Origin of the sequence: Pseudomonas guariconensis (assembly GCF_024127895.1) — a bacterium.
GTDB classification, from domain to species: Bacteria; Pseudomonadota; Gammaproteobacteria; order Pseudomonadales; family Pseudomonadaceae; genus Aquipseudomonas; species Aquipseudomonas guariconensis_B.
On sequence record NZ_JAMYBK010000007.1, the window covers coordinates 64,482 to 76,767 of the forward strand.

The 12,286-nt window shown below is 63.8% G+C and carries 8 protein-coding genes; 6 read left to right on the forward strand and 2 right to left on the reverse strand.

Annotation, left to right across the window (positions count from 1 at the left end):
- Position 1 precedes the first annotated feature (1 nt).
- Positions 2 to 1,411 (forward strand): efflux transporter outer membrane subunit, encoded by a 1,410-nt coding sequence (locus NJF35_RS10560; RefSeq protein ID WP_253091008.1) that lies wholly within the window; start codon positions 2 to 4, stop codon positions 1,409 to 1,411.
- Between the two features lie 120 nt (positions 1,412 to 1,531).
- Here the strand turns inward: NJF35_RS10560 and NJF35_RS10565 are convergent, their stop codons facing one another.
- Positions 1,532 to 3,154 carry a twin-arginine translocation signal domain-containing protein gene (locus NJF35_RS10565; RefSeq protein WP_253091009.1) on the reverse strand — a complete coding sequence of 541 codons (1,623 nt, stop codon included), beginning with the start codon at positions 3,152 to 3,154 and terminating at the stop codon, positions 1,532 to 1,534.
- A gap of 179 nt (positions 3,155 to 3,333) precedes the next feature.
- On the opposite strand from NJF35_RS10565, the gene pvdM reads away from it, so the two are divergent.
- The 5 genes from pvdM (at position 3,334) to NJF35_RS10590 (ending at position 11,232) form a co-directional block, all read left to right on the forward strand.
- Positions 3,334 to 4,686, forward strand: a complete 1,353-nt coding sequence (pvdM, locus tag NJF35_RS10570) for a pyoverdine-tailoring dipeptidase-like protein PvdM (RefSeq protein ID WP_225789856.1) — start codon at positions 3,334 to 3,336, stop codon at positions 4,684 to 4,686.
- Positions 4,687 to 4,694: 8 nt separating this feature from the next.
- Positions 4,695 to 5,975 carry an aminotransferase class V-fold PLP-dependent enzyme gene (locus NJF35_RS10575; RefSeq protein ID WP_225789857.1) on the forward strand — a complete coding sequence of 427 codons (1,281 nt, stop codon included), beginning with the start codon at positions 4,695 to 4,697 and terminating at the stop codon, positions 5,973 to 5,975.
- A 28-nt stretch (positions 5,976 to 6,003) separates the two neighbouring features.
- Positions 6,004 to 6,924 carry a formylglycine-generating enzyme family protein gene (locus NJF35_RS10580; protein ID WP_410896960.1) on the forward strand — a complete coding sequence of 307 codons (921 nt, stop codon included), beginning with the start codon at positions 6,004 to 6,006 and terminating at the stop codon, positions 6,922 to 6,924.
- A gap of 114 nt (positions 6,925 to 7,038) precedes the next feature.
- On the forward strand, positions 7,039 to 8,688 hold the full coding sequence (locus NJF35_RS10585; RefSeq protein WP_253091010.1) for a cyclic peptide export ABC transporter: 1,650 nt from the start codon (positions 7,039 to 7,041) through the stop codon (positions 8,686 to 8,688).
- Between the two features lie 102 nt (positions 8,689 to 8,790).
- Positions 8,791 to 11,232 (forward strand): TonB-dependent siderophore receptor, encoded by a 2,442-nt coding sequence (locus NJF35_RS10590; RefSeq protein WP_225789859.1) that lies wholly within the window; start codon positions 8,791 to 8,793, stop codon positions 11,230 to 11,232.
- Positions 11,233 to 11,342: 110 nt separating this feature from the next.
- Here NJF35_RS10590 and NJF35_RS10595 read toward each other — a convergent pair whose 3' ends face one another.
- The gene (locus tag NJF35_RS10595; protein ID WP_225789860.1) at positions 11,343 to 12,281 is read right to left on the reverse strand and encodes an alpha/beta hydrolase; all 939 of its coding nucleotides are present in this window, start codon (positions 12,279 to 12,281) and stop codon (positions 11,343 to 11,345) included.
- Positions 12,282 to 12,286: the final 5 nt, after the last annotated feature.

Here is a 12,286-nt window from a genome sequence, read left to right on the forward strand (position 1 = left end):
CATGACATTGCCAAGCCGCATCAGCCTGCTGACCCTGAGTCTCTGCCTCGCCGCCTGCAGCACGCCCCCACCACCCGCCAGCGACATCAGCCCACCCCGCACCTGGCAGGGTGATTCCGGCGCCCCCTCGCTCGCCCCCCCCCAGGCCCAATGGTGGCAGGCCTTCGCCAGCCGCGAGCTGGACCGGCTGGTCGAGCGCGCCCGCCATAATAGTCACGACCTCGCCGCCGCCACCGCCCGGGTGCGCCAGGCCCAGGCTCGGGCCGTGATCGCCGGGGCACCGTTGTTGCCGGAACTGACCTTCGGCCTAGATGGCAGCCGCCAGCACCTGATGCGCGAGGCGGGCAGCGACCAGCTCGACGCCAGCAGCAGCGAACGCACCAGCACCTCGTTCGGCACCCGGTTGAGCGCGACCTACGAAATCGACTTCTGGGGCGGGCTGCGCGCAGCCCGCGACAGTGCCAGGCTCGACCTTGACGCCAGCCGCTTCGACCGCCAGACAGTGGAACTGACCCTAGTCAGTGCCGTGGCAGACAGCTACTTGCAAGGGCTGGCGCTGAATGAGCAGTTGCGCATTGCTCGCCTCAACCTGCGCAATGCCCGGGATGTGCTGGGCCTGGTCGAGGCGCGCCAGCGTTCCGGCTCGGCCACGCGCCTGGAGCTGGCGCAGCAACGCAGCCTGGTGGCGGCCCAGGAACGCCAGTTGCCGCTGCTGGAACAACGCCGGCAGGACAACCGAGTGACCCTGGCCACCCTGCTTGGCGACCCCGTGCAGAACCTGTCCAATAGCGACGAACGTATCGACGCCGTGCTCTGGCCAACGATCGGCAGCGGCGTGCCCAGCGAGTTGCTGACCCGCCGCCCCGACATCGCCGCAGCCGAAGCACGCCTGGCTGCGGCCAGCGCCAACGTGCAGGTGGCCAGGGCCGCCATGCTGCCCAGGCTAACCCTCGGCGCCGAGCTAGGCAGCAGGGTACGCACCCTCCCGGAAGTCTTCGAAAACCCCTATTACACGCTGACCGCCGGCCTGGTCGCGCCGATCTTCAACAACGGTCGCCTGCGCGCCTCGCATGATTTGGCCAAGGCCGAGCAGGAGGAATTGCTGGAAGCTTATCGCAGCAGCATCCTGGCCGGTTTCGCCGATGTCGAGAAAGCGCTCAACGCCATCTACGGCGTCGACCGCCAACGGCAGTGGCAGGACGAGGAAGTGCAACAGGCGCGCCTGGCCTTCGACCTTGCCCAGCAGCGTTATAGTGCCGGCGCCGAAACGCTGCTGACGGTACTGGAAACCCAACGCACGCTGTATGAGGCGCAGGATCAGCAAGCGCAGCTGCGACTGGCGCGGCTGCAAGGAAGCGTGGCGCTGTACAAGGCGCTGGGAGGCGGCTGGCACGTCGGGACGATGCAGTAGACACCTGGGCTACGTCTTAAAAGCCAGACTGATGTTCAACGTCTTGGGAGGGTAACCAAGCCCAGCGGGATCCGGCCTGGGAGCGTCGGCTGCACAGTCGCGCCCTGCCCTGTAAAGCCCTCAGGCCAGCAATCCCTTCAGCGACAGATGCCGCGCATACCACGGTCGCTTCGGCACCTGGCGCATGAGCCCGGCCAGCTTGCCTTCGTCTTCGCCAAAAATGATGCGCAACGCCAGCTTCATGGTCTCGACATCCATTTCCACCGATTTGCCCGGCCTGCCCCCTGGCACCGTGCTGCAACCATGGGTATCCGGCCCCAGCCAAGGGTCGGCCACTTCCACCCAGCGCCCCGGCGCAAACCAGGGGACGCCGTTGACCTGCAAGCGGCTGACCTCCCCCGGATGGAAACGCTCGTGTGCCGCGAACCAGTCCTCCAGACGATCATCGATCCAACCATGGAAACACCAGAACACCGGGTGCACATGTGACGAGAACGGGTCGCCCAGAAAGTCGTTTTCCGCCGCGAACCAACGTGGCGCGAAGTCGTCTAGCTCACGGGCCAACGGCACCGGCGCCCCGTTGGAAGGGTCGCGTGGTACCGAAGCCCAGCGCATGTGCAACCAGTCGTGCAGGCCCAGCTCCATCTCCGAACCCAGTTGCCCCAAGGTCATCCGCGACAGGTAGCGTGGATCTCGGTACTGCGACTCCCAGACCGCGAAGTTGCCATGGAACGTCTCGGCCCGCTTGATGCCGTTGAGCCACTCGCTGAACGAGTCGTCCCCCGGGGCCAACCAGGTCGGCGGCACCGAACAACCGTCGAGGTTATCGAAGTAACGGGCAAAGCCCAGGCGATCACGTTCTAGCTCCGGCTGCGGCAACGGAAAGCGCGACCACGACGGGAGTGGCTGCAAGGCACGGGCAGCGGCCAGCATGTGCCGGTGCATGAAGAAAAAGTCCTCGCCCGAACCGTTGCGGTCCTTGAGCTTGCCCCGAGCATCGCGCTCCCGATCACGGGGGCCGGGTTGCCAGCCCAGGCCGCGCAGGGCATCACGCTTGTCATCCGGCAGGCTATGCCATTTGTCTCGCGAGGCATGCCAGAGCTGGTGGAACAGACGGTGCTCCGGTGAAATCAGCCAGTCCAGCAATGGCGGTTCCAGGGCGATGGTCTGGCGCGCTTCGGGGAAGCGCTGGCGAATGGCGACGAAACGGTTGTCCTGTAGCGGCAGCGCTAGCGGCCGGTTCAGCGCGGCGATGCGCCCACTCAAGGTCTCGCTGCCGGCATTGCCGAACTCGCCCCACACTTCATCGAAGGTGATCGCCATTTCGTAACCCAGGTGGCTGCCATCCTCCGGCTTGAGGCGCCAATACAGGCGGTTGGGCTCGGCCTCGACCAGGTCGCCGATCAGCTGGTAACGCGGCGCCTGTTCGCTGCGCAGACGTTGCGCGCTGTCCAGGCAACCGCGCACGCCACGCCCACGCGCGGCAATATCGATGAACAGTTCCAGCCCCTCCGCCGGCAAGCCCTCAAGACCGACATCGGCCCCCTCCAGACGCAAGCTCCAGATACCGCGCAGGCGGTTGCCCAGCCGCTGACCGGCGGCGTCGGCAAGCTCCACGCTGGCCTCTGCGGGAGTTACCGGGAATTCGTCCTTGGTCAGTTCGCGGTGCGCGTAATAGGCCGCCGGCAAGGCCGCGCCCGCCAGGGCCACACCGGCCATGAACCCTCGTCGAGAAATCGTCATTACCCTACCTGTGTCCGCCATGAAGCAGGCTCTATCCCAGCAAGGACGTATGTTGCCCGGCAAAATTTAGCGACGACGCAACGCGCCCAGCCCCTCCCCGGGTAAATTTTCGCCCAAGCCGCTCGTCCCTCCCAGATAGCTCAAGCCCCCGGCATTCGCGGACCTGAATCGAGATGGCAATGACAAGACCTCGCTGGAAGAAAACCTTGTACATCGGCGTGCCCCTGGCCCTGCTGCTCGGCGCCGGCAGCTACCTGGCCTGGGATCGGTGGCTCAGCCCGACGCCTCACTACCCACGGGAAGTGATGAAGCAGGCCGATGAACTGCAAGAGAGGCTGATCTCCTTCGACAGCCACATCACCCTGCCACTGGACTTCGGCACCTACGGCCAGGAAGCCGATAAGGATGGTGACGGCCAGTTCGACTTGGTCAAGGCTGCCAAAGGCAGGCTGTCAGGTGCGGCGCTGACTATCTTCGGCTGGCCGGAAATCTGGAACGGCCCCAACGCGCCGCATCGGCCGACCGCAGGTTTTCTCGATGAAGCCCGCAACCAGCAGGAAGTACGCTACAAGATCATTTCTGGCCTGGTGCGCGACTTCCCCAACCAGGTCGGCATCGCCTACACCCCTGACGACTTCCGCCGCCTGCACGGCGAAGGCAAGTTCGCCATCTTCATCAGCATGCTCAACGCCTACCCGCTGGGCAACGACCTGGACCTGCTGGACAAATGGGCCGCACGGGGCATGCGCATGTTCGGCTTCAGCTACATCGGTAACAACGACTGGGCCGACTCGTCGCGCCCGCTACCGTTCTTCAACGACTCGCCAGACGCCCTTGGCGGCCTCTCGCCCATTGGCAAGCAAGCCGTACAGCGGCTCAACGACCTAGGGGTGATCATCGACGTCTCGCAGATGTCCACCCAGGCCCTGGAGCAGGTCAGCGCCCTGACCCGTGCCCCCATCGTCGCCTCGCACTCGGCACCGCGGGCCATGGTCGACATTCCGCGCAACCTCAGCGATCGCGAGCTGCAGCTGATCAAGAACAGTGGCGGCGTGGTGCAGATCGTCGCCTTCTCCAGCTACCTGCGGCCACTCACGCAAAAGACCCAGGACAAACTCAACGCCCTGCGTGCCAAATTCGACCTGCCACCGCTGCCCAACCTGGCGATGGCCCTGATGCCGGGCGACCCGATCATCGCCGCTTGGCCCGAACAACGCTTCGGCAGCTACGCCAGCCAGCTCTACGCCATCCTCGACGAAGAGCCCAAGGCCAGCCTCAAGGACCTGGGCGATGCCATCGACTACACCGTGCGCAAGATCGGCATCGACCACGTCGGCATCGCCTCGGACTTCAACGAAGGCGGCGGTGTGCAGGGCTGGGATGATGTCAGCCAAGTGCGCAACGTAACCGCCGAACTGATCCAGCGCGGCTATTCCGAGGCCGATATCGCCAAGCTCTGGGGCGGCAATTTCCTGCGTGTCTGGGCTCAGGTGGAAAAAGCCGCCAGCCCTTCTCTCTCCTCGACCCGGTAAGCGCAACCATGAGCGACCGCCGTACCTTCCTCAAACACGCCAGCCTGCTCGCCGTCACTCTGCCCCTGAGCGGCGGCCTCGGCCAGGCCCTGGCCAGCTCCGCCAGTGCGCCGGCAGCGGGGGATCGATGGGCGCAACTGCGCCGACTGTTCAACCAGGACCCGGACTACCTGCATCTTTCCAACTTCCTGATCACCCCCCACCCCAGCCCCGTGCAGGACGCCATCGACCGCTACCGTGCCCGTATCGATCGCAACCCAGGCCTGGTGATGGACTGGGACCGTCAGGAGCCCTGGCAGCACGAAGCCCGCGTGCGCGAATGGGCCGGTAAGTACCTGCAAGCGCGCCCCGGCCAGATCGCCCTGACCGGCAGCACCACCGAAGGGCTGGCGATCATCTATGGCGGGCTGCACGTGCGCCCTGATCAAGAGATCCTGACCACCGAGCACGAGCACTCGGCCGTCGAAGCGATTCTCGATTTCCGCACCCAACGCCAGGGCACCCAGGTCCGTCGGATCCGCCTGTTCAAGGACCCGGCCAAGATCAGCACCGACGAGATCGTCGGCAACATCGACCGCAGCATCCGCCCCAACACGCGCGTGCTGGGTATGACCTGGGTGCAGTCGGGCAGCGGCGTGAAGCTGCCCCTGGCCGACATCGGCGCCCTGGTCGAGCGGCACAACCGCGATCGTGCCGAAGCCGATCGCATCCTTTATGTAGTCGACGGTGTGCATGGCTTTGGTGTGGAAGATGTGAGCTTCCCGCAGATGAACTGCGACTATTTCATCGCCGGCACCCACAAGTGGATGTTCGGCCCGCGCGGCACCGGAATCGTCTGCGCGCGCAGCGAGCAACTCAAGGACATCACACCACTGATCCCAACCTTCTCCCAGGACACCGACTTCGCCACCAGCCTCACCCCCGGCGGCTACCACGCCTTCGAGCACCGCTGGGCATTGGACGAAGCCTTCAAGCTGCACCTGCAACTGGGCAAGGCCGAGGTCCAAGGCCGTATTCACCAGCTCAACAGCTATCTCAAGCAGCGCCTGAGCGAACATGCCCAGGTGGAACTGGTCACGCCGCTGTCCCCCGAGCACAGCGCTGGTTTCACCTTCTTCCGGGTCAAGGACCGCGACAGCGACAAGGTCGCCGCTGCCCTGCTTCAGCGCAAGGCGATCGTCGATGCGGTGTACCGCGACGTTGGCCCGGTTGTCCGCACCGCACCGGGCCTGCTCAACGACGAATCGGAAATCGACCGTTTCATGACCCTGCTCAGCGCCCAGCTGTGATCTCTGACCACCTTGAACGAGACGCCCCATGAACCCGACCCTACCTGCTGCCCCGCGCAGCCCGCTGATCGCCTTCGCCCCACTGACGTTGCTGGCCCTGCTGTGCGCGGCCGCCCCGGCACAAGCCGACACGGCTGCGCCCGGCACTGTCTTCAAGGACTGCGCAAAGGACTGCCCCGAGATGGTCGTGCTGCCGACCGGCTCATTCATCATGGGCACTCCCGACGACGAAGTCGGTCGCCAGGCCGATGAAGGCCCCCAGCACAAGGTCACCTTCAGCAAACCGTTCGCCATCAGTCGCTTCCAGATCACCTTCGGCGAATGGGATGCGTTCATCAAGGCCACCGGCTACAAGATGCCCAGCGGCGACGACCGCCCCGGCCGCCTGTGCCAGGCAGGCACATCGACCCAGGGTGGCCGGCCCACTTACGGTGGCAACCACCAGGTCACCAGCCGACACCCGGCCGTGTGCATGAACCTCGAGGAAGTCCAGAGCTACGTCGCCTGGCTATCGGAAAAAACCGGCAAGCAGTACCGCCTGACCAGCGAATCGATCCGCGAATATGCCGCCCGCGCCGGCAGCACCGGCCCCTTCCCCTTCCCCTTCGATGAGGGCAAGGAATACAGCATCGCCAAACACGCCAACACCTATGGCCCCGCCGACGGCTACAGCTACACCGCGCCGGTCGGCAGCTTCCCGGCCAACGCCTTCGGCGTGTACGACATGCACGGCAACGTCTACGAATGGACCGCTGACTGCAAGCACGACAATTATGTCGGGGCACCGGCCGACGGCAGCCCCTGGCTGGAAAAGGACTGCAAGTTCCAGAGCATTCGCGGCAACGACTACGGAGAAGCCCCGGTGTTCTCCCGCTCCGGCAACCGCAACGACCTGTATCCGAACGAGCGTGGCGACTGGATCGGTTTTCGTGTAGTGCGCGATCTTTAGTCGACGTAAGGCCCGGGGCTGCCTTGCAGCCCCCCAGATTCCCGCTAAATTCCCCCGCCCACCAGTCGTCCTACAGGGAGCCCAAAGCCATTTTCCTAAGCGGAACCCTGCCCCATGACTCAGCCACCCCGCGGCGCCCTCAGCGAACTGTTCGCCCTGCTCAGACCCTTCTGGCCCATCGTCGCCCTCTCCATCGTCCTGGGCATGGTCGGCGGCCTCAGCGTCACCGCCCTGCTCGCCAGCATCAACACCGCCCTGCACAGTGACAGCAACATCACCAGCACCGCCATCGCCGCCTTCGCCGGCCTGTGCCTGCTGGCCCTGGCCTGCTCGATCAGCTCCGACATCGGCACCAACTACGTCGGCCAGAACATCATCGCCAAGCTGCGCAAGGAGCTGGGCGAGAAAACCCTCGCCGCCCCCATCGAGCAGATCGAACGCTACCGCAGCCATCGCCTGATTCCGGTGCTGACCCACGACGTCGACACCATCAGCGACTTCGCCTTCGCCTTCGCCCCGCTGGCCATCTCGATGACCGTCACCCTCGGCTGCCTGGGTTACCTGGCCATGCTGTCCTGGCCGATGTTCCTGCTGATGGTGGTGGCCATCGCCATCGGCAGCGTCGCCCAGTTCGTCGCCCAGGCCAGCGGCGGCCGTGGCTTCGCCGCCGCGCGTGAAGCCGAAGACACCCTGCAGAAGAACTACAGCGCCATTGCCGAAGGCGCCAAGGAACTGCGCATCCACCGCCCGCGCCGCAACCGCATGTTCAGCCAGGGCGTACAGGCCACCGCAGACTTCATCTGCAAGACCCAGATCAAGGCCATCAACACCTTCGTGGTGGCCAAGACCTTCGGCTCCATGTTGTTCTTCGTGGTCATCGGCATGGCCCTGGTGCTGCAGTCGCTGTGGCCTAGCAACGACAAGACGGTCATGAGCGGCTTCGTGCTGGTGCTGCTGTACATGAAAGGCCCGCTGGAACACCTGATCGGCACCCTACCCATCGTCAGCCGCGCCAAGGTGGCCTTCGCCCGCATCGCCCAGCTGTCCGAGCAGTTCTCCTCGCCCGAACCGCACCTGCTGCTCGACGCCAAGGCCAGCAAGCCCGAGCCGGTGCACAGCCTGGAGCTGGTGAACGTGGGTTACGCCTTCCCGCCGGTCGAAGGCAGCGAGCCATTCCGCCTGGGCCCGGTCAACCTGCGCATCGAGCAAGGCGACATCATCTTCATCGTCGGCGAGAACGGCTGCGGCAAGACCACTCTGATCAAACTGCTGCTGGGCCTGTACGCCCCGCACCAGGGGGAGATCCGCCTCAACGGCAAGGCCATCGACCCAAGCAACCGTGACGAGTACCGCCAGCTGTTTACCACCATCTTCGCCGACTACTACCTGTTCGACGACGTGGTCGAAGGCGACCTGCACATCCCCGACGATGCCAACCGCTACCTGCAACGCCTGGAAATCGGCCACAAGGTCAGCGTGCGCGACGGCAGCTTCACCACCACCGACCTGTCGACCGGCCAGCGCAAGCGCCTGGCCCTGATCAACGCCTGGCTCGAAGAGCGCCCGGTACTGGTCTTCGACGAGTGGGCGGCGGACCAAGACCCGACCTTCCGCCGCATTTTCTACACCGAGCTGCTGCCCGACCTTAAACGGCTGGGCAAGACCATCATCGTCATCTCCCACGACGACCGCTATTTCGATGTGGCGGACCAGTTGGTGAGGATGAACAGCGGCAAAGTGAGCTCATCCCCCGTACCGGCCTGAGACGACAAAAAACAGCGACGGATTCTTTCCGGAATTTGTCGATGAATGCGTCTTCTTATCAACAACCAAAAAATCTGCCGTTCACTTACATGAGCATTTGAAATGTCGCCCGTCCACAAACCCTTGAGCCTCGCCGGCTTCGTCATGCGCTGCACCCTCCGTCTCAAACCTCTGCCACGCTTCGGCCTGCTGCTGGCACTGCCCATCACAGCCCAGGTCCAGGCCCAGGAGGCCAGCTTCGACATCCCTGCCCAGTCACTGGCCAGCGCCCTGCAAACCTTCGGCCACCAGGCCGACATGCAGATCCTGTTCAACCCCGATGACGTCAGCGGCCTCACCAGCCAGGCGATCAAGCAGCGCACCGAACCGGCCCGTGCACTGGCCCAACTGCTCGGTGGCACCGGCATGACCTTCACCCTGCAGGGCAACCCGCAGGTGATTCTGCTGCGCAAGAGCAACAGTTCTGGCATGGAGCTGGCACCGACCAACATCAGTGGCGCTGCCCTGGGCAACACCACCGAAGGCACCCACTCCTACGCCACCGGTACCTCCAATACCGCCACCAAGCTGCCCATGTCCCTGCGTGAAACACCGCAATCGGTGACCGTGGTCACCCGTCAACGCATGGACGACCAGAACATGCAGACCCTCGACGACGTGATGAAGAACGCCACCGGCATCACCATCGTCAAGAACGGCGGCGAGCGCTCGATTTACCAGGCGCGCGGCCAGTCGGTAGACAACCTGCAGATCGACGGTGTACCGACCAACATCAGCAACCCCTACTCGATGGACGTCATCTCCAAGCCCAACACCGATATCTACGACCGTATTGAAATCGTGCGTGGCGCCACCGGCCTGATGGAAGGCGCGGGCAACCCTTCGGCCTCCATCAACATGGTCCGCAAGCGCCCTACCGCCGAGCCTCAGGCCCTGATCGAGACCTCTGTCGGTTCCTGGGACAACTACAAGACCATGGTCGATTTGTCCTCGCCGCTGAACGAAGCCGGTACCGTGCGGGGTCGCTCGGTGATTTCGTACAACAATGCAAACAGCTACCTGGACACCGCCCAGAAAGAAAACCAGCTGTTCTACAGCATCCTCGAGGCCGACCTGAGCGAGTCGACCATGGCCACCTTCGGCTTCACCTACCAGAAGGAACGTAACTCCGGTTACGACTGGTCGGGCCTGCCAAGTCGGGAAAACGGCGAGTTCTACCCGATTTCCCGCTCCACCTCGCTGACCGGCGACTGGAACCACCTGGACAAGCGCAACACCACGCTGTTCGCCGATATCCAGCACACCTTCGACAATGGCTGGAAAGGCGTCCTCGCCGTCAACCAGATGTGGTCCAAGTCGGACTTCCTGGGCAACTACACCTTCCCAGGCGGTGGCACCGACCTGTTTACCCTGAACCCACGCCTGTTTCGTTACGACGACACCCAGACCAGCATCGATGGGTACTTCACCGGCCCTTTCCAACTGCTCGGACGCCAGCATGACCTGATCATCGGCGGTAACTGGAACAAAGATGATCACGACTATCATGGCGGCCGCGATGCTTCCTATCGCTACATCGTCGACATGAACAACCTCGGTGCGTTCGACCCACCCAAGCCGACCGGCCTGGACGTCAACCAGTGGAAATACAACCGCACCCAGGAACAGAAAGGCATCTATGTCGCCAGCCGCTTCAGCCTGACCGACACCACCAAGTTCATTCTCGGCAGCCGCATCAGTTGGTACAGCTTCGACTCCCTGACCGACACCAACGGCATCCGTGAAGACAGTGACCATGGTCACTTCTCCAAAAGTGGCGAGATCACCCCGTACGCCGGCCTGGTCCAGGATTTGAACGAGAACTGGTCGGCTTATGCCAGCTACACCGAAATCTTCAAACCGCAAGACAACCAGGCCCTCGACGGCAGCATGCTCAAGCCGATGACCGGCACCAACTACGAGATCGGCTTGAAAGGCGAGTTCTTCGACAAGCGCCTGCAAACCTCCATCGCCGTGTTCCAGGCCGACCAGACCGGTCGTGCGGAGGCGATCTTCTGCGACCGGCCTTGGTCGTGCTACCGCTCGTCCGACAAGGTGCGCAACAAGGGCATCGAACTTGAGATGAACGGTGAAATCCTGCCGGACTGGAACCTGTCCGCGGGCTACACCTATACCCAGTCCAAGTACATCGGCGGCGAGCAGAAGGGCGATGACTTCAACGGCGCCTCGCCACGTCACCTGTTCAAAGTGGCCACCGACTACCGTCTGCCGGGCGCGCTCAACCACCTGCGTGTGGGCGGCAGCTTCTACGCCCAGAGCAAAATGACCCAGACCGAGGTTGGCGAGACCTACAAGATCCAGCAGGACGCCTACCACCTGACCAACTTGCACGCGATCTACGAGATCAACAAGAACCTCGAAGTCCAGTACAACTTGGATAACGTGTTCGACAAGAAGTACTACCAGACCCTGGGTAACCCCAACTACTGGAACTTCTACGGCGAGCCACGCAACTTCAACCTGGCGCTGCGAGCCAAGTTCTGATTTAGTCTGACGCCCCCATCGCCGGCAAGCCGGCTCCTACAGAAGTTACGCAGTCCCTGTAGGAGCCGGCTTGCCGGCGATGCAGACAACGTGATGTATGGCGCCGGCTCCTACAGCCGCCGCAACGCCTCGGCAATCACTTCCAACGCCTCTTGCGCCTCGTCCACCAGTGCATCCATGCGCATGAAGTCATGGGTCATACCTTCGTAAACCCGCTCCTCCACCTCGACACCCGCCGCACGCAGGTGCGCGGCATAGGCACGCCCTTCATCGAACAGCGGGTCGCATTCGGCAACCAGCAGCAACGCCGGCACACGCAAACGCTCGCTCGCTTCGAGCAGTGGCGAAAAACGCGGGTCGAAGCGGTCTTCGGCGCTGCGCTGATAATGCTGGTAGAACCACTCCAGGGTGTCGGCCTCCAGCAAGTAGCCGGTGGCGTAGCGCTGCACCGAATCGTGCCAGCGGCTGGCATCGGTGACCGGGTAGATCATCACCTGCAGGCGCGGCGCCACCGCTGCGTGGTTGGCCACCACCGTGGCCAGGCTGCCACCGACGCTGTCACCGGCAACGGCCAGGCGCCCGGCATCGATGCCGATCCCCGCGCCCTGGGCCTGCAGCCACTGCCAGGCATCCAGGGCGTCCTCCACCGCGGTGGGGAAGCGCCATTGCGGTGCCAGCCGGTAGGCCACCGAAAGAACCACACAACCGGACAACGCCGCCAGGGTGCGGCACAGGGCATCGTGGGAATCCAGGCTACCGACCACATAGCCACCCCCATGAAAATACAACACACCCGGCTGCAGGTGATCACGGTCGATACCGTGGGCGCTGTACAGCCGTGCGGGCAACTGCGTGCCATCACGGGCCGGAATCTCCAGCTCCTCGATGTATTCCAGGTCGTCGCCGCCCGCGCTCATCAGCAGCGACGATTGGTCGAACGCTTCGCGGGCCTGTTCAGGGCTGGCGGCATGCATGGCCAGGGTCTTGCCTTCGGCGCGGCCGGCTTCGACCAGCTGCAGGTAGGCAGCGATATCAAGGTTCAGGGACATGGTGC

What these genes read in the sequence shown, in the direction of transcription:
- NJF35_RS10585 (WP_253091010.1), top strand. Translation starts at nt 7,039, where the DNA reads ATGACTCAGCCACCCCGCGGCGCCCTCAGCGAACTGTTCGCCCTGCTC.
- NJF35_RS10565 (WP_253091009.1), bottom strand. Translation starts at nt 3,154, where the DNA reads ATGACGATTTCTCGACGAGGGTTCATGGCCGGTGTGGCCCTGGCGGGC.
- NJF35_RS10560 (WP_253091008.1), top strand. Translation starts at nt 2, where the DNA reads ATGACATTGCCAAGCCGCATCAGCCTGCTGACCCTGAGTCTCTGCCTC.
- NJF35_RS10595 (WP_225789860.1), bottom strand. Translation starts at nt 12,281, where the DNA reads ATGTCCCTGAACCTTGATATCGCTGCCTACCTGCAGCTGGTCGAAGCC.
- pvdM (WP_225789856.1), top strand. Translation starts at nt 3,334, where the DNA reads ATGACAAGACCTCGCTGGAAGAAAACCTTGTACATCGGCGTGCCCCTG.
- NJF35_RS10575 (WP_225789857.1), top strand. Translation starts at nt 4,695, where the DNA reads ATGAGCGACCGCCGTACCTTCCTCAAACACGCCAGCCTGCTCGCCGTC.
- NJF35_RS10580 (WP_410896960.1), top strand. Translation starts at nt 6,004, where the DNA reads ATGAACCCGACCCTACCTGCTGCCCCGCGCAGCCCGCTGATCGCCTTC.
- NJF35_RS10590 (WP_225789859.1), top strand. Translation starts at nt 8,791, where the DNA reads ATGTCGCCCGTCCACAAACCCTTGAGCCTCGCCGGCTTCGTCATGCGC.